This is a genomic window from Thermostichus sp. MS-CIW-23 (assembly GCF_054059455.1).
Map to the genome: position 1 here is coordinate 45,066 of NZ_JBSSCC010000013.1, position 23,957 is coordinate 69,022.

The 23,957-nt window shown below is 59.5% G+C and carries 24 protein-coding genes and 1 pseudogene; 14 read left to right on the forward strand and 11 right to left on the reverse strand.

What is annotated here, in order from left to right:
* The first annotated feature begins 44 nt into the window (after nucleotides 1-44).
* Genes ACVW0B_RS06550 through ACVW0B_RS06560 form a run of 3 tightly spaced genes read left to right on the forward strand, consistent with a single transcriptional unit; the run spans nucleotide 45 to nucleotide 2,808 of the window.
* A complete protein-coding gene (locus ACVW0B_RS06550) occupies nucleotides 45-356 on the forward strand; it encodes a DUF6825 family protein (RefSeq protein WP_414343148.1) in 312 nt (103 codons plus the stop codon).
* Nucleotides 353-2,089, forward strand: coding sequence for an ABC1 kinase family protein (locus ACVW0B_RS06555; protein WP_049749563.1), 1,737 nt, complete (start codon nucleotides 353-355; stop codon nucleotides 2,087-2,089). Before ACVW0B_RS06550 ends, ACVW0B_RS06555 begins: the two co-directional genes overlap by 4 nt.
* Nucleotides 2,089-2,808 carry a PP2C family protein-serine/threonine phosphatase gene (locus tag ACVW0B_RS06560; protein WP_011432581.1) on the forward strand — a complete coding sequence of 240 codons (720 nt, stop codon included), beginning with the start codon at nucleotides 2,089-2,091 and terminating at the stop codon, nucleotides 2,806-2,808. The genes ACVW0B_RS06555 and ACVW0B_RS06560 overlap by 1 nt, the downstream gene beginning before the upstream one ends.
* Before the next feature lie 11 nt (nucleotides 2,809-2,819).
* Here the strand turns inward: ACVW0B_RS06560 and ACVW0B_RS06565 are convergent, their stop codons facing one another.
* Nucleotides 2,820-3,737, reverse strand: a complete 918-nt coding sequence (locus tag ACVW0B_RS06565; protein WP_457491262.1) for a histone deacetylase family protein — start codon at nucleotides 3,735-3,737, stop codon at nucleotides 2,820-2,822.
* Nucleotides 3,738-3,868: 131 nt separating this feature from the next.
* Here ACVW0B_RS06565 and ACVW0B_RS06570 point away from each other — a divergent pair, with 131 nt between their 5' ends.
* Nucleotides 3,869-5,776: a serine/threonine-protein kinase gene (locus ACVW0B_RS06570; RefSeq protein WP_457491263.1), complete on the forward strand. Its 1,908-nt coding sequence runs from the start codon at nucleotides 3,869-3,871 to the stop codon at nucleotides 5,774-5,776.
* Nucleotides 5,777-5,779: 3 nt separating this feature from the next.
* Nucleotides 5,780-8,134 carry a transglycosylase domain-containing protein gene (locus ACVW0B_RS06575; protein ID WP_457491264.1) on the forward strand — a complete coding sequence of 785 codons (2,355 nt, stop codon included), beginning with the start codon at nucleotides 5,780-5,782 and terminating at the stop codon, nucleotides 8,132-8,134.
* 173 nt (nucleotides 8,135-8,307) lie between these two features.
* Here the strand turns inward: ACVW0B_RS06575 and ACVW0B_RS06580 are convergent, their stop codons facing one another.
* The 3 genes from ACVW0B_RS06580 to ACVW0B_RS06590 form a co-directional block, all read right to left on the reverse strand.
* Entirely contained in the window at nucleotides 8,308-8,646 is a 339-nt protein-coding gene (locus ACVW0B_RS06580; RefSeq protein WP_457491265.1) for a YccF domain-containing protein, read from the reverse strand.
* A gap of 131 nt (nucleotides 8,647-8,777) precedes the next feature.
* Nucleotides 8,778-10,058: an MDR family MFS transporter gene (locus ACVW0B_RS06585; protein WP_011432585.1), complete on the reverse strand. Its 1,281-nt coding sequence runs from the start codon at nucleotides 10,056-10,058 to the stop codon at nucleotides 8,778-8,780.
* Nucleotides 10,059-10,101: 43 nt separating this feature from the next.
* Nucleotides 10,102-10,320: a hypothetical protein gene (locus ACVW0B_RS06590; RefSeq protein ID WP_414331694.1), complete on the reverse strand. Its 219-nt coding sequence runs from the start codon at nucleotides 10,318-10,320 to the stop codon at nucleotides 10,102-10,104.
* 781 nt (nucleotides 10,321-11,101) lie between these two features.
* Here ACVW0B_RS06590 and ACVW0B_RS06595 point away from each other — a divergent pair.
* Nucleotides 11,102-11,323, forward strand: a complete 222-nt coding sequence (locus tag ACVW0B_RS06595; RefSeq protein WP_457402261.1) for a hypothetical protein — start codon at nucleotides 11,102-11,104, stop codon at nucleotides 11,321-11,323.
* A 166-nt stretch (nucleotides 11,324-11,489) separates the two neighbouring features.
* Here the strand turns inward: ACVW0B_RS06595 and ACVW0B_RS06600 are convergent, their stop codons facing one another.
* A complete protein-coding gene (locus tag ACVW0B_RS06600) occupies nucleotides 11,490-12,008 on the reverse strand; it encodes an HNH endonuclease (RefSeq protein ID WP_457491266.1) in 519 nt (172 codons plus the stop codon).
* A gap of 167 nt (nucleotides 12,009-12,175) precedes the next feature.
* Between ACVW0B_RS06600 and ACVW0B_RS06605 the strand changes: the two genes are divergently transcribed.
* The 5 genes from ACVW0B_RS06605 (at nucleotide 12,176) to ACVW0B_RS06625 (ending at nucleotide 18,082) form a co-directional block, all read left to right on the forward strand.
* Nucleotides 12,176-14,383 (forward strand): glycoside hydrolase, encoded by a 2,208-nt coding sequence (locus ACVW0B_RS06605; protein WP_457491267.1) that lies wholly within the window; start codon nucleotides 12,176-12,178, stop codon nucleotides 14,381-14,383.
* Between the two features lie 27 nt (nucleotides 14,384-14,410).
* Nucleotides 14,411-15,361 carry a prolyl aminopeptidase gene (pip, locus tag ACVW0B_RS06610; RefSeq protein WP_011432589.1) on the forward strand — a complete coding sequence of 317 codons (951 nt, stop codon included), beginning with the start codon at nucleotides 14,411-14,413 and terminating at the stop codon, nucleotides 15,359-15,361.
* A gap of 240 nt (nucleotides 15,362-15,601) precedes the next feature.
* Nucleotides 15,602-16,141 (forward strand): PDZ domain-containing protein, encoded by a 540-nt coding sequence (locus ACVW0B_RS06615; protein ID WP_238376905.1) that lies wholly within the window; start codon nucleotides 15,602-15,604, stop codon nucleotides 16,139-16,141.
* 31 nt (nucleotides 16,142-16,172) lie between these two features.
* Nucleotides 16,173-16,481, forward strand: a complete 309-nt coding sequence (locus tag ACVW0B_RS06620) for a hypothetical protein (protein WP_457439233.1) — start codon at nucleotides 16,173-16,175, stop codon at nucleotides 16,479-16,481.
* Between the two features lie 5 nt (nucleotides 16,482-16,486).
* Complete coding sequence (locus tag ACVW0B_RS06625) at nucleotides 16,487-18,082, forward strand: hydantoinase B/oxoprolinase family protein (RefSeq protein WP_457439231.1); 1,596 nt, start codon at nucleotides 16,487-16,489, stop codon at nucleotides 18,080-18,082.
* Here ACVW0B_RS06625 and ACVW0B_RS06630 read toward each other — a convergent pair.
* Nucleotides 18,019-18,411: a thioredoxin family protein gene (locus tag ACVW0B_RS06630; protein ID WP_041437173.1), complete on the reverse strand. Its 393-nt coding sequence runs from the start codon at nucleotides 18,409-18,411 to the stop codon at nucleotides 18,019-18,021. The genes ACVW0B_RS06625 and ACVW0B_RS06630 overlap by 64 nt on opposite strands.
* A 34-nt stretch (nucleotides 18,412-18,445) precedes the next feature.
* Nucleotides 18,446-19,186: an NnrU family protein gene (locus tag ACVW0B_RS06635; protein WP_457491268.1), complete on the reverse strand. Its 741-nt coding sequence runs from the start codon at nucleotides 19,184-19,186 to the stop codon at nucleotides 18,446-18,448.
* A gap of 65 nt (nucleotides 19,187-19,251) precedes the next feature.
* On the opposite strand from ACVW0B_RS06635, the gene psb27 reads away from it, so the two are divergent.
* Nucleotides 19,252-19,653, forward strand: a complete 402-nt coding sequence (gene psb27 / locus ACVW0B_RS06640) for a photosystem II protein Psb27 (RefSeq protein ID WP_414329352.1) — start codon at nucleotides 19,252-19,254, stop codon at nucleotides 19,651-19,653.
* A 185-nt stretch (nucleotides 19,654-19,838) separates the two neighbouring features.
* Nucleotides 19,839-20,342, forward strand: coding sequence for a YHS domain-containing (seleno)protein (locus ACVW0B_RS06645; RefSeq protein WP_457443243.1), 504 nt, complete (start codon nucleotides 19,839-19,841; stop codon nucleotides 20,340-20,342).
* A gap of 24 nt (nucleotides 20,343-20,366) precedes the next feature.
* Here ACVW0B_RS06645 and ACVW0B_RS06650 read toward each other — a convergent pair whose 3' ends face one another.
* The 3 genes from ACVW0B_RS06650 to ACVW0B_RS06660 form a co-directional block, all read right to left on the reverse strand.
* A complete protein-coding gene (locus tag ACVW0B_RS06650; protein ID WP_414419073.1) occupies nucleotides 20,367-21,137 on the reverse strand; it encodes a sensor histidine kinase in 771 nt (256 codons plus the stop codon).
* Nucleotides 21,138-21,293: 156 nt separating this feature from the next.
* A complete protein-coding gene (prmC, locus tag ACVW0B_RS06655; protein WP_457491269.1) occupies nucleotides 21,294-22,181 on the reverse strand; it encodes a peptide chain release factor N(5)-glutamine methyltransferase in 888 nt (295 codons plus the stop codon).
* 12 nt (nucleotides 22,182-22,193) lie between these two features.
* Nucleotides 22,194-22,985 (reverse strand): Tic22 family protein, encoded by a 792-nt coding sequence (locus ACVW0B_RS06660; protein ID WP_414373397.1) that lies wholly within the window; start codon nucleotides 22,983-22,985, stop codon nucleotides 22,194-22,196.
* Between the two features lie 560 nt (nucleotides 22,986-23,545).
* Here ACVW0B_RS06660 and ACVW0B_RS06665 point away from each other — a divergent pair.
* Nucleotides 23,546-23,737: a hypothetical protein gene (locus ACVW0B_RS06665; RefSeq protein ID WP_011432601.1), complete on the forward strand. Its 192-nt coding sequence runs from the start codon at nucleotides 23,546-23,548 to the stop codon at nucleotides 23,735-23,737.
* Nucleotides 23,738-23,821: 84 nt separating this feature from the next.
* Here ACVW0B_RS06665 and ACVW0B_RS06670 read toward each other — a convergent pair.
* Nucleotides 23,822-23,957, reverse strand: a pseudogene (locus tag ACVW0B_RS06670) (RNA-guided endonuclease TnpB family protein); the annotation flags it as partial.

A 23,957-nucleotide genomic window follows, 5' to 3' on the forward strand; every position in this document is an offset into this window, starting at 1 on the left:
GGATTCGTTATAATCTGGGTGATGCTTCTTAACACTTGGGTCGCATGAAGAATCCGGTTGTGCAGGCTTTTTTTGTCGGCAAGGCTGTGGCAGACGTTCTGCGCGAGCGTTTGGAAAGCGCCCTCACCGATATTGCCGGGGAAGTGGGCAAGGTGTGGGCTGAGCTGCAGGAGGGCTGGCAAACCTTTGCCCAGGATGTCATGACCCGGGCTGAGGCAGAAGCATCCATGGCCGCCCAGGAAAGGGTGCCGCTGCCTTTCCAGACAGAAGATTTGCAGGCAACTCTGGACGACTTGCGGGCGGAAGTGGCGCAGCTGCGCTCCGAGTTGCAGAAGTACCGGAGTCGAAACGCTTGAACGCGAGCCTTTTGGGATCCCGGACTTCTTTGGGATCACAACCCGTCAAGCCCTATACCGCCTACCGCTGGGCCCGGGAGAACTATACTCGCCAGGGCCGCATGCTGGACATTTGGCGATTTGTGCTCACCTGGCTGTTTTACCTTTGGCTGGATCAGCAGGCTTGGAGCTATGGGGGACAACCCACGCCCGAGCGAAAGGCCCAGCGCCGCCGGGCCAGAGCCATTTGGATCCGCGAAACGCTGCTTAACTTAGGCCCTACTTTTATTAAAGTGGGGCAGTTTTTCTCCACCCGCGCCGATCTCTTCCCCTCGGAATATGTCGAGGAGCTCTCCAAGCTGCAGGATCGGGTGCCTGCTTTCAGCTACGAACAGGTGGCGGCAATTGTGCAGCAGGAGCTGGGCAGGCCGATAACCCAAATCTACAGCTATTTTGATCCCACCCCTTTGGCCGCTGCCAGCTTAGGGCAGGTGCATCGCGCCAAGCTGAAAACCGGGGAAGAGGTGGTGGTGAAGGTGCAGCGTCCGGGGCTGACCCGGCTGTTCACCATCGATTTGGAGATCTGCCGTGGGATTGCCGAGTTCTTTCAGTATCGCACCTCTTGGGGCGGGCCGGGCCGCGACTGGATCGGCATCTACGAAGAGTGTCGGCGCACCCTCTGGGAAGAGGTGGATTACCTCAATGAGGGCCGCAATGCCGATACCTTCCGTCGCAACTTTCGGGATATGCCGCAAATTGCTGTTCCCAAAGTGTATTGGCGTTACACCTCTCCTCGCCTGTTGACATTGGAATACCTGCCGGGGATCAAAATCAGCGATTACGAAGCCTTGAGTGCGGCAGGGTTGGATCGCAAGGTTTTGGCTCGTCTGGGGGCAGAGGCTTATCTGCGGCAACTGCTCAAGGATGGTTTTTTTCACGCCGATCCCCACCCCGGCAACATTGCCGTGAAGCCCGATGGCACGTTGATCTTCTACGACTTCGGCATGATGGGCCGCCTGCGCTCCGATGTGAAAGAAAAGCTGATGGGCACGCTGGCAGGTGTGGTCTCCAAAAATGCCGATCAGGTGGTGGCCTCGCTGGTGGAACTGGGGGTGCTGGTGCCCACCGCCGATCTGGCTCCGGTGCGCCGCTCGGTGCAGTACATGCTGGATCACTTTATGGACAAACCCTTTTCCAGCAACTCGGGAGAAATCTCGGTGGCGGCCATTAGCGAAGACCTTTACGAGCTGGCCTACGATCAGCCGTTTCGTTTTCCGGCTACCTTTACTTTTGTGATGCGGGCCCTGACCACGCTGGAGGGGCTGGGGAAGGGGCTGGATCCGGAGTTCGACTTTATGGAGGTGGCCAAACCCTTTGCGGAAGAGCTGATGAGTTTAAACGGAAGCAAGACTGAGACCCTCTTGGCCCAGGTTGGCCGTCAAGCGGCTGAGTTCACCAGCAGCAGCCTCAGCTTGCCGCGCCGGATCGAGTCGACCTTGAGCAAGATAGAACAAGGGGAGCTACGCCTGCGGGTGCGATCCAGCGAGACGGAGCGCTTGCTGCGCAAGCTGAACAACACCGGGCTGGGAGTTAGTTATGCAGTGTTGTTTGCGGCCTTTTTTTTGAGCGCAACTCAGCTCTTTTTGGCCGGACATGCTACCTTAACGGTTATCACTTTGGTTTTGGCTGCCCTCGCTGCTCTTGCTTTAATCAGAGTACTCTTAAGGTTGAATCGGTCAGAGCGATTGATGTGATGCGACGATATGCCTGCGCTACGGATCCCGGCAAGATCCGCAGCAGCAATCAGGATGCCTACTACTGCGATCCAGAGGGGCGCTATTTTATTGTTGCCGATGGTATGGGAGGACATGCTGCCGGGGCTACAGCCAGCCTGTTGGCTGTCGAGACCATCCGAGAATATCTGGATCGAGGCTGGAAAAACGTGCCGGCACCCCGGTTGCTCAGCGAAGCCGTAGAAGCAGCCAACAGTGCCATCCTCAAGGATCAGCGGGAAAATCCAGAGCGGGCAGACATGGGCACTACGGTGGTGGTGGCCATGGTGGATCCCAAGGGCAACTGCTGGAGCGCTCACATCGGTGATTCTCGCCTCTATCGCCTACGGGGATCCGAAATGCAGCAAATGACCGAAGATCACACCTTAGTGGCTCGCTCCATTCGACTGGGGGAGCTGACCTATGAGCAGGCCCGGATTCACCCTTGGCGACATATTCTCGAGCGCTGCCTGGGCCGACCCGATGCGGGTCCACCTTCTGTGCAGCCGATTACAGTTTACCCAGGGGATCGCCTGTTGTTGTGTAGCGACGGCCTAACTGAGGAGCTGGACGACGAAGTGATCATCGAGTATTGCCTGCAGGTGGAAGATTTGGAGCAACTTCCCCTAAAGCTCATCGAGGCGGCCAAAGAGCGGGGCGGGCGAGACAACATCACAGTAGTGATTGCCGAATACGCCTAGTTTGCGCCCGGCTAAAGACGGTATTGGCGGTACACTTCGCTGGCAGCCCGGTGCAGCAGGGAGTGGCGATACACGAGGCGGTTGAGGTCTTTGCCGTAGCCGCCGCCGATGACGCAGGCGACAGGATAGCCCTGCTTTAGACAAGTGTTCAGCACTTGCATGTCCCGCCGAAACAGGCCCTGGTCGCTAAGGGCCAGCTTGCCCAGGAGGTCTTCTTCGTGGGGATCCACACCGGCATCGTAGAGCACCAGGTCAGGGCGCACCTGAGCCAACAGATCGGGCAAGTGGTCGGCCAAAGTCTGGAGATAGGCTTCATCTTCCATGCCTACCGGCAGGGGCACGTCCAGGTCGCTCTGTTGTTTGGTGGCGGGGAAGTTGGCCTCGCAGTGCATGGAAAAGGTGAACACCCGCGGCTCGGAGCGAAAGATCCAAGCAGTGCCATCTCCTTGATGGACATCCAGATCCACGATCAAGAGCCTTTGCACCAGCCCTTGCTGCAGCAGGACTTGGGCGGCAATGGCCAGGTCGTTGAAGATACAAAAGCCGGAGCCGTAGGCGGGGAAGGCATGGTGGGTGCCGCCGGCGGTGTTGCAGGCCAAGCCATGGCGCAGGGCCAATTGGGCAGTCAGGATGGTGCCGCCCACCGCTCGACAGGTGCGCTGTACCAGCTCTGGGCTCCAGGGCAGGCCGATACGCCGCTGCAATTTGGCTTCCAGGGATCCCTCACAGTAGGCCCTGACGTACTCAGGGGTATGTACCGACTCAATCCAGGCGAGAGGGGGCAGCTCAGGGTGGTGCACTTGTTGGGGGCGGATCACCCCTTCCCGCAGCAGCAGCTCTTGCAAGAGGCGAAATTTTGGCATGGGAAAGCGGTGGTCCGGCGACAGGGGGGCACTGTAGTCGGGGTGGTAAACAATTGGCAAAGACATCAAGGGCAACTGGATTGACGGCGGCGAGCATGGCCTATGACGGCTCCAGTGCTTATGGTAGAGGTAGCCCGCTCCTGCCGGATCCCTTCGCGAGGCTTGCAAACCTGTTCTCTGTACCGCCGCGATTCCCTATGTTTACTGCGTCGGATCCCTTTTTGGGTCGCCTCTTGGCTCAGCGTTATCGACTCGTACATCTGCTGGGACAGGGGGGCATGGGGCGAGTCTATTTGGCTCAAGATTTGCTCTTTGGTGGGGTGGAAGTGGCCGTCAAGCTGCTCTCCCAGCCGGCAATGGATCAGCGCAGCCGCCTGCGCTTTGAACGGGAAGCGAAAGCCTGCGCGGCTTTGGGCCAAAAAAGCCTGCACATTGTCAAAGTCAATGACTATGGCCTTACCCCCGATGAGGTGCCTTTCTATGTGATGGAATACCTGAACGGCCAAACCCTCAAGGATATTCTGGCCGCAGGGGCTTTGCCTTTGGAGCGCTTCTTCCGGCTGGCCCGTCAAATTGGCTTGGGGTTGAAAGCAGCCCACGAGGGGATCCTCATGGAAGGGCAACGGGTGCAGGTGATCCACCGCGATTTGAAGCCGGCCAACGTGATTGTAGTGCCTGACAGCAGTTTTGGGGAACTGGCGAAGCTGGTGGATTTCGGCATTGCCAAGCTGCTCAACAGCCATGAATCTTTGAGCTTTACCCATGCCTACCTGGGAACGCTGGCCTATTCTTCCCCGGAACAGCTGGAAGGGTTGCCGCTGGACGCCCGTTCCGATATCTACAGCTTCGGGATCATGCTGTACCAGATGGTGTCTGGCCAGATGCCCCTCAAGCCCACCACCGAATCTTTCCCGGGCTGGTACCAGGCCCACCACAAGCGCCGCCCCATTCCTCTGGAAGACCTGGGATTGAAGTTCGCGCTGCCCGCCGGTTTGTCTGACTTGATCCTCGGTTGCCTGGCCAAAGATCCTGCCGCCCGCCCGCAGTCGGTGGCCAATGTGTTGGCGGAGCTGGAGCACATTCAAGCCAGAGCACAGGGATCCCAAAAAGGATCTCCAGAGACCGTTGCCCTTCAATCTCCGCTGATCTCCTCTGGAAGTGTTGCCTCTGGCCCACTTTCTGGAGGTCTCCCTGCCGCTGCGCCGTCCTTGGTTACAGCCGGTACTCTGCGGCTCAGGCCCCTGACGGCGGCCACGGAGGTCGAGAACGGGGGATCCCTGCTTTGGGTGCGCCTGATTCCCTTTCTGATGGGCGGGCTGCTGGGCTGGGTTTTGGTGAGTTGGCAATGGGGACAGTTGCTGCAGCGCCCCTCGGCCCCCCGTGTTTCCGGGTCAGGATCTCGTCCGGCAGTGGAAGATCCCATTGCCCCAGAGAATGTCCATCCTATGCCTGGGGAGCTTGTCCCTAAGCCCCTTGTTTTGGCTTCAGAGCAGAGCAAACGGCGGGATCCCGCGCCGGAGCTGGAACCCTACACCCGGAGCGAGCCGGTGTTTCGCGCCTTTCCCTTGGAGACTTCCCGCGAGACGGTACGAGCCAGCCTGGGATCCCCCAACCAGCAGGGGCATGGTGCTTGGCCCAATACCGTGTACGACCTGTACCGCTTTGGCGGGGTGGACTTGGGCCTCACCTACGACGAATCCAGCCTGGCCCTGCGGCAAACCGAAGCCACCGTCACCGCTGGCGTACCCACCCCGCAAGTGGAAGGCCTCTTGGAGGATATGCTGCAAGCCCCCTTGCCTGCTCAACTGCAGCGAGAACTGCAGGCTGTGCGCGAGGGACGTTCCGGGCGAGTGCAATTCCGCGTTGGCCCCTGGGCCGGCAGGATCGAACGCAACGCCCAAGGCCATCTTTACATGGCCCTCTGGGATCCCACGCTGCCCAGCGGTGCTCCACCACCTTCCCCCTCCTCTCCCACCCTACCCCCGGCTGCCCCCGTTGCCCGGCCTCCCAAGGCCCGTAACCTCAATTCAGCAGCAGGCGGCCCTCGTCCCGGCCAGACCATGCAGGAGCTGCTGCGCCGTGCGCGCGAATTGCGGGGGGACTGAGCCATGTCTGCTTCTGAAGACAAAAAGCCGCTGTTGGGCACCGTCGCTCGCTTCTTCAAAACCCTGGCCAGGCCCTTCCCTATCGGGCCTACAGCTCTCCTCAAACCCCCCGAACCTCCTCCCCCCAAGCGCCCGGTGCGCCTGCGGATTACCTGCCCAGGAGAGCCCCCCCAGGTGGTTGCCCTGAAGGGATCCGACATTCTCGGTCGCAGCCAGACGGTGGCCACCATTCGCATCCCTGCCCCCGCGGTGAGCCATCTCCACGCCCACATCCGTCCCCGCCCGGATTGGCGCCTGCCCGGTCTGGGTTGGCGGATCCCGTTGCCCCCCATTCTCTACTGGCTGGGGTGGAATGCCGGTCGCTACCAGCTAGAAGATCAAGACTCGACCAACGGCGTTTTCCGCCTCAAACCCTTCGGTGGTGTCGAGCGGGTGCGCCGGGTGATCTTGCGGCATGGCCAGCAACTGAGCCTTGGCCCGCCTCGGGATCCGGAGAGCGTCTGGATTCAAGTGCTGGATCCACCCCCACCACAGGTGTATGGGGTGCGCGGCTGCCTAATCCTGATGGTGGTCTTGGGGCTGGGGGCGAGGATTTGGATCGGCCATGAGTGGAGCAAGTTCTCAGTGGAGCCACCCCTCTCCGCGGATCGCAACCCCCTGATCGTCCTGGCCGGGGATCAGCAGACGGAGCTGCGCCGCCATCAGGGGGACACCTACCGGGAGCTGCCCAACCTAGAAGCTTTTGGCCCAATTCTGCCCAAGGTGGTGGTCGCCGCCGAAGATCACCGCTTTTACTCCCACTTTGGGGTGGATCTGCTGGGCATTGCCCGCGCCTTTTGGGTGAACCTGCGCTCGGGGGAAGTGCAGCAGGGGGGCAGCTCCATCAGCCAACAACTGGCCCGCACCGTGCTGCGGGACTACACCGGCTCCGGCAACACCTTCGGGCGCAAGCTGCGGGAGGCCGTCGCCGCCCTGAAGCTGGAACAGCGCTACAGCAAAGACGAAATCCTCGCTCTCTACCTCAACAATGTTTACCTGGGCAACGGCATCTACGGCTTTGAAACTGCTGCCCAGTTCTATTTCGGGATCCCAAGCCGCCAGCTCAGCCTTTCCGAAGCTGCGACTCTGGCGGCCATTTTGCCCGCGCCCAATGCCTTTAACCCTGTCGCCAACTATGATGCCGCCGTTCGAGGCCGGGATCGGGTGTTGGATCGCCTGAGCGAGCTGAAAGTCTTCCCCGAAGAGGAGATTCGGCGGGCCCGGCGCAGTCGCCTCACCCTCAACCCCAATTTGCGCTCCCAAACCTCGACAGTTGCTCCCTACTTTTACAGCGCTGTCTTCCAGGAGCTGCGGCAGCTTTTGGGCCAAGACCTCTCGGCAGAGGGCAACTTCATCATCGAAACCACGGTGCATCTGCCCTACCAGCGTTTGGCAGAGCAAGTCCTGGCCCAAACAGTGCGCGAGTCGGGATCCCGCTTGGGCTTCAGCCAAGGCGCTTTGGTCAGTCTCGACAGCCGCAACGGCGAAGTGCTGGCTTTGGTGGGCGGGATCGACTACAACGCCAGCCCCTTCAACCGGGCTACCCAAGCTCAAAGGCAGCCGGGCTCCACCTTCAAAGTGTTCACGTATGCGGCTGCCCTCACCCAGGGGATCCCTCTCTCCCAAGTGTTGTCTTGCGAGCCCCTCACCTGGGGCAACCTCACCTTTCGGGGCTGTCGCTCGGGATCGGCCCCTATGGATTTGGCCCGCGGCCTGATCCTCTCCGAAAACGTGATTGCCCTGCGGTTGGCCCAACAAGTAGGTCTAGAGCAAGTGGTGGCGACGGCCCGGCAAATGGGCATCCAATCGCCGTTGCAACCCTATCCTTCTATGGTGATCGGCACCATGGAGGTGAACTTGCTGGAGTTGACAGCAGCCTTCACTCCTTTTGCCAATCGTGGCCTTTGGTCAAGGCCCCACACCATCCGCCGCATCTTGGATAGCAGCGATTGCGCCAACCCCAACGACTTTCGCACCTGCCGTGAGATTTACCCTGGTCGGGAGGATCCCCGTTCTCAGCGACTTGTCTTACCAGAAACCGTCGCCCAACAGATGACAACCGTACTGCAAGGGGTGATCAGCTCCGGCACCGGTACTACTGCCCGGCTCGGCATTGGAGAAGCCGGTAAAACCGGCACCACCACCGCCAACAAGGATCTGCTCTTTATCGGCTACACGCCCAACCCTCCCCTGGTGACCGGCATTTGGCTGGGCAATGATGACTCTAGCCCAACACGAGGAAGCAGCAGCATAGCTGCTCAAACTTGGGGAAATTACACGAGGCAAGTCATTACCAATAGTTTGACGATGGTTCAATAGAGCAACTCCGAGAGCAGCCTTGATAGAGCAACTCCGAGAGCAGCCTTGGCAATTGGCAACCCCAAATCCTGACAACCCGACAGAAAACTCTCCTGCATCCCAAGTGAGAAATGCCTAATAACCAGTTTGGCCGTACCCCTCAATAAACCCACAATCTAGGTTCACCCACTTTCTCAGCGCAGATCTCGGCCAAAGGGCAACAACGACAAAATAATTAACTTCATGTGTTGTTTGGCAAAGGGGATCCCAACAATGGTGATTGCCAGAATCACAGCCCAGAAGAGATGGTTAAGCACCAACGGCCAGCCAAACAGCAATAGCCAGATGACGTTAAAGATCAGCAGCAGCGGGCTGTTGGCATCGGGATACTCCACCACTTCCTTTCCGAAGGGGGCAAGCACTGCAAACCCCAGTTTGATGCTCTGCCAGCCAAAGGGAATGCCGATGATTGTCAGGCAAAGGCTCAGCAAACCCCCGAAGATTAGCCAGATGATGTTGCCAATCAAGCTCATGATTCAGATCCTCCACCGTTGAGACCAAATTGCAGGGTACAAGAGCAGAACTAGCCTTCCTGTTCGACATCCATACTCTAACCAGCTGTTGGCCAAGACTGGGATCCCAAAATCTGCTTCTTTCCTGGGCTCTAGCGTTCTGCGTCACCGAGGGGAGCGGGCTCCATCACCGGAGGCACTGCGGCCCTATTCACCTTGCAGGGCAGAATGCGGTTCAGAAAGCGGAGGATCCCCCAAACCCAACTGACGGTGATCACCCAAAAGATCCACAACCCGCTTGCCCACGGTTGCGGCAAGTCCAAGGCCATCCCCCCAATCATTGGGCCAAGAGCAAACCCCGCCGCCCAGCAGAGGGAGTTGACCGACAGATACACCCCCCGCAAGTGATCCGGCGCCAAATCCGCCACCAAAGCAGAGGCAGAGGGGTTGTAGCTCACCAACGCCAAAGAGAGCACCGCCAGCGCCAAGACTGCCACCGCCGGGGCCGGAGCCCCCAATTCCGCCGCCAGACCGCTAAGCCAAACCAAAAGAAATCCCACCCCCCACATCAGGGCGGATCCCTGCAACCCTTGGATGCGCGTCCGGCGATTCAACCAACGGGCCACCGGCATCTGCAGCAGAGCGATCAAGGCCCCATGCAAGGCAAACAAAATGCCGATTTGCACCTCTGGGATCCCTACCCCATTGCGGAAGTAAAGGGGCATGCTGCTGCTGAGCTGGGCCACATAGGTGGTGAACAGGATATTCGACAGGCCAAACACCAAAAGGGAGCGATCTCTAAGGGCGGTTTTCCAACCTGCCAACACAGGCTCTGCTGCCGGACAAGTCGCCCGAGTTTCCCGGATAAAAAACCAAAGTACTGCCAGAAAGATTAGAAAAGTGACACCGTCGATTACAAACAAGAGCCGATAGGCCCCCGTCAGAGCCACCAGCGTGCTGGCCATAGCCACCCCAAGGCTGAGGCCCAGGTTATCCCCTAGACGGTTGAGAGCGTAGGCTTCGTTGCGCTGCTCACGAGTGGTTAGATCTGCTACAATCGCTTCCGCAGGCGGCCAGTACAACCCCTGCCCCAAGCCTGCAGCCATATTGGCCAGGGCAAAACTCCAGAAGTCATAGGAGAGCGCAAACCCAAACGACCCCAAGGTGGAAATAGCCAGAGAGAGGATCAAAGTGGAACGGCGCCCCCAAGCTCCATCGGCCATCGAGCCGCCCAGGATGCGGCCAAACACCCCGGCAAAAGCCATAATGCCTAGCCCCAGGCCCACTTGGGTGGCGGTCAGCCCCACCTGATTCACAAAAAAGAGACTGGCATAAAACAAGGTAAAGCCGGTTCCAGTTTGGGAAAGCAGCCGACCGATAAAGATCAGCCAAACCTGAAAACTGAGCTTCGGCCACCAAGAAGGGATCCACATGTTGAGTGCAGCAGGATGTTGAGTGCAGCAGGGGAGGGCCTACCTAGCCTACGGGATCCCGATCCTTGAGGCCAGGGCAAGGAGCCTGCTCTGACAAGTAAACTGAAAATTTGTGCAGCCAGGCTTGATGTTCGTTGCCAGAAGGCTCTTCACCCAGCGAGCCAGCAGACAGGGCAACCCATTTCCCCAACTCCAAATATTCGCTCAACAGCCGCGCCAACTTATAAACTCGATAATCGAGCTGCACTAAGCTACTTTTCATCTGCCCCAAAACACCCAGTCCTCTTCTGAGCCAACTTACAACCTTCAACCTTTCCCAAAACCTGCTGATCGCGTCAGCGGGACGAAGTCCTTGCAGGAAGCCAGCCCCCATCTTGCTTGCTGCAGCCGAGGCGCAAGTTCCCTTTGCCCACAACAGAGCACCTGTAGCTCAGCCGCAAACCTGGACAAAGCTAGAAGAAGCTGTGCCTTACAGTTCTAGTACCAACAATTTTAACTAACGGGGGTGCGGGGGCAATAGGTCCCATGCTCTAGCCGCAGGGTGAGCACTGGGATACAGGGATCCCCGCCATACCCCTGAGCGAAATCTGTAGTAAAGCCTACTTATGCTGGCGGTAACCTACAAGTACTGGGCTTATCCAGATGCCTCCCAACAAACCAGCTCACGGGCGGACGACGGGGATTGACCTGGTTTTGGAGCAATTCCTGACGACTTCAGAGGGCGCTTTTGGGAACGGCCCAAGGGCTTCAAAGCCCTGCAAGGCCAGCTGAGAAGGCTGCAACCCAGGGGGGCGAGAAAACAGCAGGGGTCTTGCCACTGGAAGAGAGCACCACTGCAGGTTGCCAGGATGCAGCAGGGCATTGCCAATGGTTGCCAAGAGTTTCATTTCCAGAGGGCCTATTGGCGTTGAGACCGAGGGCAGACCCTCTCTATCTTTTCTTTGTGGAAGATCTTTGTGGAAGACCTCAAGGCCAAGGGCTGGGCAAGGGGGATGTTGCCCAAGGATTGCGTCGAGGCTGCCTGGGGATAGATTCTCTGCCTTCTGGAGTGGGTTTGCTGGAAGGGTGGGGTGGACTTTGCCAAGGTTGACCCCAAAGGAAGCGGCCAAATCGGTTGCAAGTGCTGGGGGATGGTTAGCAACAGCTGGGCTGTCGGGGGGCCTCAGTGCCCTGAATGCCGGTACCGGGTGCATCGGGACTCAGCCTCAGCCTTGGGAACTGTGCTGGGTGGATTAGAGGTTGTTTTGCGAGCTGGCAGTGCCTAGGGGGGAGGCTGGGGAAGGGGAACCGCCTGTCCAGTTGTTCTGTCGGGGGTTGTAGACCCAGACAAGTGGCGTGGGGCAGGAATGCCCGACCGCGAGGTAAGGACTCCGTCCTGCTGACGGGAAGGGTGGCCCGCGCTCTGTCCATAGGATGAGCGCCGGGAGGATGTCACTCTTGCCGACTTTGGTGTTCGCGCCAGAACTGCTCCGCAAAAGCCACCGTCGGGTGGAGAGGGGCACGGGGTTTGCTGCGCAGGGGCATGTTGGCCTCTTCAGGGGTGCGGTTGCCCTTGCGTTGATTGCAGCGTTCGCAAGCCGTCACCACATTGTCCCAACTGTGGGATCCCCCTTTGGAGAGGGGCACGACATGATCCAAGGTCAGATTGTGGGTGCTGCCACAATACTGGCAGGTGTGGTGATCCCGCCGCAAAACCTCCCGCCGATTCACAGGGGGCACGCGCCAAGCGCGCTCTTTGCCCTTGATGGTCAGGCGAATATGTTCGGGCACTTCAATGACCTGGCTGGGGGAGCGCACCTTCCACACCGGCACATTCATCATCGAGAGCGGTTCGGCTTTGCCTGTTAGCAGCAGCACGATTGCCCGCTTGATATTGACCCGGCTGATGGGCAAATAGTTTTGGGAAAAGACAAGGATCGACTGTTCCAGAAGGTGGGTAGCGGCAGTCATGGCTCAGCTCTTCCATTTGCCGCCATTCTCCTGAGGAATCTGCCGAATGGCAAGCTTTTCCCCACCGCCATCGACACCGGCAGAGCTCAGACATTCAAGAGTTTCTTACGATCGCCAGCCAGACAGATGGGCTAGTATCCGGGTGATGGTTGGATCCCGTACCGCCCATGACTTACCCGCTGCACGTCGCCCTGGTTTGGCACCAACACCAACCCCTCTACAAAAGTCCGGTGGCGGGTAAATATCGCATGCCTTGGGTGCGCCTACACGGGATCAAAGATTACCTGGACTTGGTCTTGCTGCTGGAGCGCTATCCCCGCTTGCACCAAACGATTAACCTGGTGCCCTCCCTGATTCTACAGATCGAAGAGTACGTAGCTGGCTCGGCTTTTGATCCTTACCTGGAACTGACCCTATCCCCTGTCGAAAAGCTCGGCCCCGATCAACTGCGCTTTGTGGTCGAGCGCTTCTTCGACAGCCACTACCCCACCATGATCGAGCCCTACCCCCGTTACCGGCAGCTCTACAACCAACGGGAATCTCAGGGGGTGAACTGGTGTCTGCAGTACTGGACTCCGCAGGACTTCGGGGATCTGCTGGCCTGGCACAACCTGTCTTGGTTTGATCCTCTCTTTCAGGAGGATCCTGAGATTGAGGGCTGGATCAAAATGGGATCCGGTTTTACCCTGGCGGATCGGCAGCGGATCTACGCCAAGCAACAACAGATCCTCGGCGCTATCCTGCCCCAACACGCCAAACTGCAGAGCAACGGCCAACTGGAACTGACCACCAGCCCCTATACCCACCCCATCTTGCCCCTGTTGGTGAGCGAGCGCTCGGCGCGGGTGGCTCGGCCAGGGTTGCCTTTGCCTCGCTACCCCTTTCACTGGGAGCAGGATGTCCACAGCCAACTGGAGCGGGCTAAGCAGATCTATCGGGAGCGCTTTGGCCGCGAGCCGCGGGGCCTGTGGCCTTCCGAGCAATCGGTGAGCCCTGCCATTGTGCCGATTGTGCAAGAACAGGGCTTTGATTGGATCATCTCCGACGAAGGGGTTTTGGGGTGGAGCCTGGGCCAGCCTTTTCATCGCGATGGGCAGGGCCACATTCTGGAGCCGGAGAAGCTCTACCGCCCCTACCGCCTGGAAACCGAGCGGGGGGATCTGGCCATCGTCTTTCGGGATCACCGCCTTTCGGATTTGATCGGCTTCAGCTACAGCGCCATGCCCGCCGATGCTGCCGCCAAAGATCTCATCGGCCATCTGGAGAGCATCCGCAACCGCCTGCCCCAGGAGCAGCCCTGGCTGGTGACCATCGCTCTGGATGGGGAAAACTGCTGGGAGTACTACCCCCAAGATGGCCGGCCCTTCTTGGAAAACCTCTATACCCGCCTCAGCCAGCACCCGGCGCTGCGCTTGGTGACGGTCTCCGAGTTTCTGGATCAGTTTCCTCCCACCGAGTTTTTGCCGGCAGAGCAGCTGCACAGTGGCTCCTGGATCGAGGCGGACTTCACCACCTGGATTGGGGATCCCGTCAAAAACCGCGCTTGGGAGCTCTTGGCTCAGGCCCGCCAGGTGATTCAGGATCATCCCCGCGCCAATCCCCAAGCCTGGGAAGCCCTCTGGGCCGCCGAGGGATCCGATTGGTTCTGGTGGTTTGGGGCAGGCCACTCCTCCGCCCATGATGCCGTTTTCGACCAGTTGTTTCGGGAGCACCTGCAGGCGCTCTACACTGCTTTGGGAGAGGCGGTGCCGACCGTGCTGCAATTTCCCCTGGAGGATCATGACGGCCTAGGGGATCGCCTGCCGCAGGGGTTCATCCACCCGGCCATCAACGGTCGTCCGGCAGAACGGGAGTGGAGCCAAGCCGGGCGGGTGGAGATTGGAGCGGCCCGAGGCACCATGCACCGCAACAGCATTGTTCGTCGCCTCTGGTACGGGTTCGATCACTTCAACCTCTATCTGCGGCTGGATTTTAACTCGGTGGTGCAGCGGCCCAGGCAATTGCTGGTGCTGTGGTTCTATCCCAACCGCGTCACCGTCAACAGCCCCATTCCCCTGCAGGGATTGCCGGCAGAAGCCCCTCTCAACTACCACTACCGCCACCTGTTGCGGTTGTCACTGCCGCCTCCCGGCACCGGCCAGCATCCGGCGGAGGTGCAAGCTCAGCTCTTGCAAGCAGGGGAGTACCACACCTGGCACGCCATCGGCCATCAAGTGAAGGCGGTGGTGGATGCCTGTTTGGAGGTGGCCATCCCCTGGAGCAATTTGGGCGCCCAGCCGGGTCAGGAGCTGCAATTTGTCATCCTGGCTGCCGATGGCGAGACCTTTCAGGAAGGGATCCCGCCCAAGGCCACCATTGCCCTGCGCAGACCCTGAGAGTGATGACCAGCAGAGCTTCAAGTTATGTCGCGCGATCTCTATCCCCCCATCGAGCCCTACGATCAAGGCTTTCTGGCGGTTTCCTCCCTCCACACCCTGTACTACGAGCAGTGCGGCAACCCGGCAGGCAAGCCGGTGGTGTTTTTGCACGGGGGGCCTGGAGGCGGGATCGATCCCATCTACCGGCAGTATTTCGATCCCAGCCGCTGGCGGGTGGTGCTGTTCGATCAGCGGGGCTGCGGGAAAAGTCGCCCCTATGCCGAGCTGCGGGAGAACACCACCTGGGATCTGGTGGCGGATATCGAGAAGTTGCGCCAGCATCTGGGCATTGATCGCTGGTTTGTGTTCGGGGGCAGCTGGGGCAGTGCCCTTGCCCTGGCCTATGGGCAAACCCACCCCCAATCCTGCCTAGGGTTTGTCTTGCGGGGCATTTTTCTCTTGCGCCCTTTTGAGCTCCGCTGGTTTTACCAGTCGGGGGCCAGCTACTTTTTCCCCGATGCTTGGGAACATTACCTGGAGCCGATCCCTCCCGAAGAGCGGGATGACCTGCTGGCAGCCTACCACCGCCGCCTAAACGACCCAGATCCCCAGGTACGGCTGAGGGCAGCTCGCGCCTGGTCCGTCTGGGAGGCCAGCACCAGCAAGTTGATCCCCAGCCCAGAGCTCATCGAGCGCTTTGGTCGGGGAGAGTTTGCCGAGGCCTTTGCCCGCATTGAGTGCCATTACTTTGTCCACGGCGGTTTTTTGGATCCGGAGGATCAGCTCCTCAGGGGGGTGGGACGGCTGCGGCATCTGCCGGCGGTGATCGTCCAGGGGCGCTACGACGTGGTGTGCCCGCCCATCTCTGCTTGGGAGCTGCATCAGGCTTGGCCAGAAGCAGAGTTTCGGATGATCCCCGATGCTGGCCATTCCATCACCGAGCCCGGAATCCGCACCGCCCTCCTGGAAGCCACCGATCGCTTTGCCGGTTTGTGAGCCCCGCCGAGCCAACCCAGTGCTGCCAGGGATCCCAAGACCTTGAAGAATTGCTACAGGAAGGCCGGCAAAACCTTGGGATCCAGCCCAGAAGCACGGCCAAGCCTATCGACAGTTGGCGATTTTGGGTTTATCACTGAGGGAGGGGCGGTGCAAGCTGCCCACACCTGGCTGGTGCATCCACCCAAGTGCTTCGCGGATTCAAGCTCATTTCTACTTCACCGTTTCCAGGGTCGAACCATGCAGAAACCAACCCATCTGTTCAAGCTTGCCCTAGCCCTGCCCATCTCCTTCTTGCTGGCAGATGCAGTTGTGGCCTACCCCTGCGACTCGGTTGGGGGTGAAGCTTACAACCACCACGGCTCCACGGTTCAGGTCAGCAGCGACGCCAACAGCTTCGGGGTTCAGTGGTCGCCTGCCTCCTATGCTGTCGGCAACGGCTTCATTGGAGTTGCCATTGAAACGGTGAACGGCGAGCAAGCCCAGAGCGCCATCAGCCGTCGTCTGTTCGGCCCCGCACTTCGAGTTCAGGGGGTGCAGGTGGTCGGCTTGCTCCAGGATGGTCCTGCTCAACGAGCCGGTCTGGCCCAGGGCGATATTTTGATTGGAGTGGATGGGCAGCGGGTCACCTCCGTGCAACATGTGCAGCAGATCATCCAAAATACCCCGGTAGGCCAATCGGTGCCGATTACCTTCCGCCGTGGTGAGCAGGTGCTGTCAACGGTGGTTGTGGTGGGGGATGGCCGGGTGTTGCGCCCCTTGATGCTGCAGCAGCAGTGAGCCTTGTCGGGATCCCTACCCGGAGCTCTCTGTGAATGCCAATTGGAGTTCGGGATGGGCTGTCTGGGCAGTTTGCGGCCTCAACGGCTTGCTGTTTTTGGCCCTGGTTGCTCTCATTCCTGTCATTTTGAAGCTGCGCTCGGCTCTTGGGGTCACAGAGCAGGCCATGGCGGATTGGCGAGAAGCAGCTCAACAGGCCTTGGCTCCCACTCCCGCTGAGTTGCTGCGTCTGCGGGATCGTCTGCGCGAGAATCGCCATACCCTTGACCGCTGGCAACGTCGTTTGCAGTTCTGGCAAGGGATCCGCAGGGTGGCCGTTTGGCTGGGGCGTAGGCTTTGAGGGATATGGATAGCAACTATCCTGTCTCCAATCCCATCCGGTTGCAGGTCATGGCCAACGCTCTGGCGGGGATTGCCGAAGAGATGGGGGCGCGCCTCATCCGCGGTTCATACTCGGCCAACATCAAGGAACGGCGGGATTGCTCCACAGCTCTGTTTGACTCGCAAGGGGCTTGCATTGCCCAGGCAGCTCACATCCCAGTGCATTTGGGCGCCCTTTCGCAGGCGGTGCGAGCGGTGGTGGCAGCCAACCCGCGACCCGGAGATGTGTTTCTCCTCAACGATCCCTACCAGGGGGGATCCCATCTGCCGGACGTTACGGTGGTCGCGGCCATTCCCGGCTGGAGGGATCCCGACCGGATTTGCGCCTATGCTGTGAACCGTGCTCATCACGCTGATATTGGAGGGATGCGCCCTGGCTCCATGCCCGCCGACTCCACAGAACTTTGGCAAGAGGGGCTGGTGATCCCGCCGGTACGGCTGGCTGGGCTCTCTCTAGAAGGAGAGTTGTACTGGCAGGAGGATCTGCTGCGCCTAATCCTGGCCAATGTGCGCAATGCCGAGCAGCGGCGGGGGGATCTGCAGGCCCAGGTGGGGGCCAGCGCAGTGGGGATGAGCCGGTTTCGGGAGTTGCTGGCCCGCTTTGGAGAAGAGGAAGCTTGGCAGTTGATCGCAGGGGTCATCGAGTACAGCCGCCGGCGGATGCGGGCGCAAATTCAGGCTCTGCCCGATGGGATCTACACGGCTGAGGATTGGTTGGAGGGCTACGGGGATCCGCCCGCGCCCCTTGAGATTCGGGTGCAGGTGGAAGTAGAGGGCGAGAAGCTGCGGGTGGACTTCACCGGCACTGCTCCGGCCATGGCGGGAAACCTGAACGCGCCCCTGGCCGTCACCCGCTCGGCGGTGTTGTTTGCCCTGCGCTGTCTGTTGGATCCCACGGCCCCCAGCAATGTCGGCTTGGAGGATCCCATCGAGATCGTGGCGCCGCCCGGCTGCTTGGTGAATGCCCAGTTTCCGGCAGCAGTGGTGGCGGGCAATGTGGAAACCTCGCAGCGCATTGCCGATGTGGTGTTCAAAGCTCTGGCTCCCGTGGCCGGATTGCGGAGCATCGCTCAGGGGCAGGGCACCATGAACAACTGTGTGCTGGGCAACCGCCACTTCACCTACTACGAAACCTTGGGGGGTGGTCAGGGGGCCAGCCGACAGCGACCGGGCCTGGATGGAGTGCATGTGGGCATGAGCAATACCCTCAACACCCCCATCGAGGCTCTGGAGCTGGAGTATCCCCTGCGGGTACTGCGCTACGAGCTACGCCAGGATTCCGGCGGCCATGGCCAACAGCGGGGCGGCTGGGGGCTAATCCGCTCCATCCAGACTTTGCAGGATTGCACCCTCTCCCTGCTCACCGAGCGGCGCCACTATGCCCCCCAAGGAGAACAGGGAGGCGGGCCAGGCCAAGTGGGGATCAACCTCCTCAACGGGGATCCCTTGCCTGGCAAAATCAGCCGCTCCCTAAAAGCCGGCGACGTGATCACCCTCTACACGCCGGGCGGCGGGGCTTGGGGCTCAAACGAGGATGAGCAGGCTCCCGAACCCAGGTAGCGCAGGTGGTCAAGAAACAACTGCTCGCAGCGGCGAAGCACCTCATCGCGGCTGGCGAAGTGCTCCAGCCTTTGCACTTCTTGACCTTTCTCAAACAAAATTAGGGTTGGCAAAGAGCGCACCCGATAGCGGCGCGGCAGCCAAAAATTGTCGTCTACATTCACCCGCAGTACTTTGACCGCCCCTCCCCACTCGGCTACGAGACGGTCGGTAATCGGCTGAATGAAGCGACACAGGCCACACCAAGGGGCGCCGAAATCCACCAAAACCAACCCATCACTTGTCAAAAGTTCTTGATTAAAAGCATCTAAAGCAACTTGCAAGGCCATCACTCCCAAACTAAAGAAGTTCTTTGGGATCATGCTACCAGGCAACTTGGCTGGCTGCAGAAACCATTTGGGGATGGAAAGCATAAAGAATCAATACAAAGCTGAATACCCCCAGATAGGCCCAGCGAAAAAACTCTTGGGGGCGCAGTTGCTGTCGCTTCTGCAGAATGGCCAAGCCGGGGATCACGGAGGTGCGCGCCTTGAGATCGCGGAAGGCCTGCCCGTATTTCCGCTCCAGGCGGTGATCCCCGTGCCAAACCGCAAACAGGTGGTAGGCAATGAGCCCAAGCGAGGTCACCGCCATAAAGCTGGAGCCAATCCACAGGGAATGGGCCACACACCAGATCACCTGGCCCACCATTTGGGGATGACGGGTGATGCGGATGATCCCGGTTTCAAACAGGTGGATCTCCGGCTTGCGAATGGCGGCGATCTCCAGCAAGTTGAAGGTGGCCGGATACAAAAAGAAAAAAGAGAGGGCAGACAAAAGAGCAACGGTGGTGCGAATGCCTGGGACGGCTTGGAGATCCCAGAGAATCACCCCGTCGTAGCGATGGTTAAAAAAATAGATCAGCAACAGTGGTGCCAAACTGAGGCTCACCAGAGCAAAGAAGATGCGGTACAGACGGGATCCCAGCCAGCTTTCCCCCCAGGGCCGCAAGTAGGCTAATCCGCTGTGAGCACAGGCAAACCCCAAGATCAGGGCTAACATTGTCCAATGGGATCCGTACTGGCCTAGCTTCTGCAGAAAGTCGCTGAAGGGGGTGAACAGCATCTTTTGGATGACTCCTCTGGTGTTGCTGTGGCTTATGCTTAAAAATAAGTTACATTAGGTTCCCCATGCTCAAAACTTTTTTTCGGCGTCTTGTCAGCCTGCTCCTGTCTGTAGCCCTTTTGCTGGGATCAGGGAGTTCAGTTGCTCAGGCTGCCCGTCTCACCGGCAAGTATTACGAAGACAGCATGACCTTGATCCAAACCCTGCGCACCGTCCTTTCCGAAGGGGATCCCCTGATGAACCCAGAGGAGGCGCGAGCGGAAGCCATGCAGGCCATCCAGGAGTTTTCTGGGCGCTACCACGGCCATCGCTACGATAAGCTGCAGTCTTTTACCACTTTGCGCACGGTGTTTAACACGCTGGCCTCCCAGTACCGCACTTCCAACCGGCCTCTCAACCCCGAAAAGGTGGAGCGGGTGCTAATGCAACTGGATCGGGCCGAATTGGCCCTGCGCCGAGAAGGTTGAGCTTTTTTTAGATTGGATCTCCCCGATCCAAATCACAGGCAAATTTCCCCGCTGCGGCCAGACTGTTCCCAGTCCGCAGAAGCCAGGGTCCTCTCAGGTCTCTTTTTGAATCTGAGAGGAAGGGCGCAGTGCTTTTCTGGAAGTGGAGGAGATTTTTATCTCGATTGAGGATTGGGGAGGTTGTGATGGTCAAAAATCGTTGGGCTTTGATCCCGCTGCTGCTGATGGTTGGAGCTGTTGCTTCTCATCCGGCTTGGCTCCTGTCTCTCCCAGCCCAAGGACAGGTTGTTGGGGCTGTCGAGGAGGGATCCCCGGGCCCCTTTTTTGCAACGGACGGCCTGGCCCTGCGGGGCTATGACCCGGTGGCCTATTTCATCGATGGCAAGCCCGTCAAGGGATCCCCAGAGTATGAATGGGAGTGGGGAGGGGTGACCTGGAGGTTTGCCAGCGCCGAGAATCGGGAGCGGTTTCGCAACGACCCAGAGCGCTTTGCCCCCCAGTACGGCGGGTTTTGTGCCTGGGCCGTGGCCCACAACTACCTTTACCCGGTGGATCCCTTTGCCTGGAAAATCGTCGATGACAAGCTGTACCTGAACGCCAACCAGCGGGTACAGCGTAACTGGGAGCGCGACATCCCCGGCTTGATCAAGAGGGCAGATGCCAACTGGCCAGCTTTGAGAAGCCGATAGGCCCAAGTCCCTCTGGCCTGGGGTTCAATGGGCGAGGCGCAGGGTCACCTTGATGCCAACTCGGTAGGGGCCGCTTTCGCAGAGTTCCAGCTGGCCTCCCATTTCTCTCAGGAGCCGCTCGCTTACCCGCCAGACGGCACAGCCCTCTGTTTGAATGGGCACATGGCATCGCCCCTCAAGGTTCCACCCCAGGCACAGTCGCCCCTCTTCTTCTGCGGTGGGATAGGGGTGCAGAGCCATCGAACCGTAGCGTAGGGTGCGGATGCCCCAGCGACACACTCCCAGCAGCGCCTGCACCAAGCCGTGGGGATCCGCCCAAACGGTGAGGCTGTCGGGGAGAAGGGGCACCTCAAAGGCCGAGGTGGGTTGTAGGGCCGGCCATTCGTAGCGAATGCCCTGATCCTGGGCCTGTAGGCGAGTTAGGCTGTACACATCCTGCAGGAGGGGGCGTAGTCGGGTCGGTTCCGGTCGCAGAGGTTGGATGGGCAGGTCATGGCGAGCCAGGCGGGTGTATTCCTCAAGCAGCTTGATCAGGCGCTCCACCGCTTCTTTGGCACTTTGAAGGTATTCCCGCTCCTCTTCGGGGGAATCACACAGATCTGACAGCACCAACTGCAGGGATCCCATCTGGCTGCTGAGGGGATTGCGCAGCTCATGGCCGATGCTGACGAGCAACTCTTGTTGAAAGGCTCGCATCACCTCAGAGCGTTCAAAAGCAAATTGCCAATCCACAGCCTCTTGCTTGTCGGCAGAGGCAGCCTGCTGGGGGAGTGGATCGGGTTTGGCTGCAGGCAAGGGTTTCCTCAAGAGGTGCTCCGAAGGAAAGACGGGGGATCCCGTCGAGGTTCAGATCCTTGGGTTTGGATCTTTGAGTTTTGGACAGCGAGGACTACGTCCCGCTGAGGCAATCGGGCTGCGGCAATACCCTGTCTTATGGGATCCTACCCTTTTCTATCCGACGAAGTGGGCGCTGACCACCCGTTCAACCCCGGCCAGATCTCGGTGAACTCGGATCTGCCGATAGCAGCCTCTAGCTTGCAACTGCTCCGCCACCCAAGGGGCTTGGCCTCGCATCACTTCCACCGCCCAAAAGGAGTTCGGGGCCAAGTAATCCGGTGCTGCTTGAATCAACAGCCGCAAGTGGGCTAGGCCATCTTCTCCGCCATCCAGAGCCTGTCGTGGCTCGTGCAGTCGCACCTCTGGCATGAGCGAGGCCAGCTCAGCAGAGGGAATGTAGGGAGGGTTGGAAACCAGGCCGCGCAGCCGTCCTCGCCAGGGATCCAAAGGTACAAACCAGGATCCCAGCAGCAAGTTCACCCGCTCCTGCAGATGGTGGGCTACCACATTGTCTGCCGCAACAGCCAAGGCCTCTGGGCTGGAATCCACGGCCAGAAGCCGCAACTGGGGATGGTGATGGGCCAACGCAATGGCAATCGCTCCACTACCTGTGCCCAGGTCGGCAAAGCAGGAGCCGGACGGCAGAGGGTTAGCCTGCAGCCAGAGGGAAGCCTGCTCCACCAGCAGCTCGGTCTCCGGGCGTGGGATCAGCACCGCCGGCGTCACCCGTAAGCTCAAGCCCGCCCACTCAACTTTGCCCAACAGGTACTGTAGGGGGATGCGCTCTTCCACCCTTTGCCGCCAAAGGGCCTGCACCTCCTCCAGGGGATCCCCCTCCCCAGCCGGAGCGCGACCCATCAACCGCTCCAATGGCCCCCACCCCAGCCGTTCCCTGAGCAAAATCTCCACTTCCTCGGCAGGGATCCCAGCCGCTTTTGCCGCCCTCAGGGCTTGGGCACGCCACTCTGTTAACCGCTTCACCAGAGCAGACGGGGATCCCATCAGGGGCTTAGGTTAACGCTGAGGCTGAGGACTTGCGGAAGGATTGGCAGGCCGGGCCAGGGATTGGATATACTCCAGCGCCGAGCGAGAGGGGATAAAAGCGATCTTCTGCACATCGGCCTGCGCGTCGGGGGCCAGCATACGCTCCACCACAATGGCCAGCGAGGTCACTTCAATCTGGGTTTTCCCAACCACATCCGGGTTCTGCGCCGCCGCCCGATCCAAAGCCCTCCGCAAATCGTTGCGGTCGAAGAAGAAGGGCACCACCTCATGGCCATCCTGCTCGATGGTCAGCAGCCCCTCTCCGGAGCGGCCATAGAACAGAGGCACACCAATCGCTTCTGCAGGCACATCTTGACCGGTTTCCTTCAGCACCTGCTTGGCTGCCTCCACATCAGAAGCCCGAGGCACCACCTCAAAATACAGATCGCTATTCTTGGCGCGCTCCTCTTCCGATTTTTCGTAGGCATACCCCAGCGAGAGAGGCACCACCCGGGCTTGACTGGCTATCTCGGGGTTGCTGGCTTTCACCTGCTCCAACACTTGCTGGGCCTGGGCCTGATCCAGCCAGAAGGAAACCACTTGGATGGTGCGGCCATCCCGCTCCACATTGGCGACAACAGGGGTGCCGTTCTGAGACACGATGGCAAAAACAGGCACCAGATTCAGCCGTTCCGCCACCTCTTGCCGGCTCATGGGGCCTGCCGCAGCCTGAGCCAGTAGAGCACTCTCCTGAGCCCAAACGGGAGTCACAGCCAAGCCCCCCCAAGCCGTCCCGATCAGGATCCCGGCTATGCTGCTCACCTGAGCTGCACGGCGGCAGAGGAATCGCGCAGACGATACTACATTACAGCGCATCATTCTCATCTCAACTCCCGGCATCGCGCCTCGTTCTGGTTGCTATGGGGTCAGCTTCCTAAGTACTAACCAACAGCCTGGGGCAAATCAAAAGCTGCCTAGATTAAATCCGCTCAACAGGGCTTAGGCTAGCGATGCGGCACACTCTTAGCCTTAGGATCCCGGTTGGCCATCGCTGACAACACCCCGGCACACCTATCTTGAAGAGCGCTCTTGGGCCACCCTAGAAGCCAAGGTTAGAACATCTGCTCGACCTCTGTCGAGGGGCAAAGCCCCTATTTTGGGTGGGGATCCCGCATCACCCAATACTATATACGGAGTCGCATACAACTGATCCACGCTAGATGCAGATCCCTCCGAGGGTTGTGTACCCAGCTCTCCCATAAAACGCTGCCTATTCCAGCCTTGTTCGGCGGTGTCCTGATGTAGCCGTGCGAACGTGGCAGCTGCTGTTAACTTTTGTTAAGGTAGGGGTGCGAACCCACAGCTGTAGGGAGCATTGAGTCATGGCTAAGATCTTCACCGCTGAATTCAACCAATTTGAGACCATCAACGCTACTCAGGCCTGGTCTTTGTTTTTCACCATCAGCGCTTCCGATCGGCTGCTGGGTGACAACCCGGCTGTTGGCCGCTACCTAACGTTGGCTTTGTTCAGCGCCGTCCTCACCGGGATCCTGAATGTGCTGGTGGCTTCTTAGCTAGACCCTTTGCGGACGGAACGAGTTTTTTGTTAAGAGGCCGCCGGCAGAGGCAGCTTGACGTAAACTACCCGACTCCGACCGCTAAGCGGTACGGAGCGGGCTTTCAGTAGCCCTGAGCCTGCTCTGCTCTACCAGAGAACAAAACAAGCCCGGACCTCTAGGCTGGTTTACGACAGCCCCCAAGAGCGCAATCACATTCGCACCATTCAAATCCGCA

Bases quoted from the DNA above. Each gene is read 5' to 3' on its own strand.
- ACVW0B_RS06615 (WP_238376905.1), top strand. From the start codon at position 15,602: ATGCAGAAACCAACCCATCTGTTCAAGCTTGCCCTAGCCCTGCCCATC.
- ACVW0B_RS06575 (WP_457491264.1), top strand. From the start codon at position 5,780: ATGTCTGCTTCTGAAGACAAAAAGCCGCTGTTGGGCACCGTCGCTCGC.
- ACVW0B_RS06580 (WP_457491265.1), bottom strand. From the start codon at position 8,646: ATGAGCTTGATTGGCAACATCATCTGGCTAATCTTCGGGGGTTTGCTG.
- ACVW0B_RS06560 (WP_011432581.1), top strand. From the start codon at position 2,089: ATGCGACGATATGCCTGCGCTACGGATCCCGGCAAGATCCGCAGCAGC.
- ACVW0B_RS06570 (WP_457491263.1), top strand. From the start codon at position 3,869: ATGTTTACTGCGTCGGATCCCTTTTTGGGTCGCCTCTTGGCTCAGCGT.
- ACVW0B_RS06600 (WP_457491266.1), bottom strand. From the start codon at position 12,008: ATGACTGCCGCTACCCACCTTCTGGAACAGTCGATCCTTGTCTTTTCC.
- pip (WP_011432589.1), top strand. From the start codon at position 14,411: ATGTCGCGCGATCTCTATCCCCCCATCGAGCCCTACGATCAAGGCTTT.
- ACVW0B_RS06605 (WP_457491267.1), top strand. From the start codon at position 12,176: ATGACTTACCCGCTGCACGTCGCCCTGGTTTGGCACCAACACCAACCC.
- ACVW0B_RS06550 (WP_414343148.1), top strand. From the start codon at position 45: ATGAAGAATCCGGTTGTGCAGGCTTTTTTTGTCGGCAAGGCTGTGGCA.
- ACVW0B_RS06645 (WP_457443243.1), top strand. From the start codon at position 19,839: ATGGTCAAAAATCGTTGGGCTTTGATCCCGCTGCTGCTGATGGTTGGA.
- ACVW0B_RS06585 (WP_011432585.1), bottom strand. From the start codon at position 10,058: ATGTGGATCCCTTCTTGGTGGCCGAAGCTCAGTTTTCAGGTTTGGCTG.
- ACVW0B_RS06625 (WP_457439231.1), top strand. From the start codon at position 16,487: ATGGATAGCAACTATCCTGTCTCCAATCCCATCCGGTTGCAGGTCATG.
- ACVW0B_RS06665 (WP_011432601.1), top strand. From the start codon at position 23,546: ATGGCTAAGATCTTCACCGCTGAATTCAACCAATTTGAGACCATCAAC.
- prmC (WP_457491269.1), bottom strand. From the start codon at position 22,181: ATGGGATCCCCGTCTGCTCTGGTGAAGCGGTTAACAGAGTGGCGTGCC.
- ACVW0B_RS06635 (WP_457491268.1), bottom strand. From the start codon at position 19,186: ATGCTGTTCACCCCCTTCAGCGACTTTCTGCAGAAGCTAGGCCAGTAC.
- ACVW0B_RS06630 (WP_041437173.1), bottom strand. From the start codon at position 18,411: ATGGCCTTGCAAGTTGCTTTAGATGCTTTTAATCAAGAACTTTTGACA.
- ACVW0B_RS06590 (WP_414331694.1), bottom strand. From the start codon at position 10,320: ATGAAAAGTAGCTTAGTGCAGCTCGATTATCGAGTTTATAAGTTGGCG.
- psb27 (WP_414329352.1), top strand. From the start codon at position 19,252: ATGCTCAAAACTTTTTTTCGGCGTCTTGTCAGCCTGCTCCTGTCTGTA.
- ACVW0B_RS06565 (WP_457491262.1), bottom strand. From the start codon at position 3,737: ATGTCTTTGCCAATTGTTTACCACCCCGACTACAGTGCCCCCCTGTCG.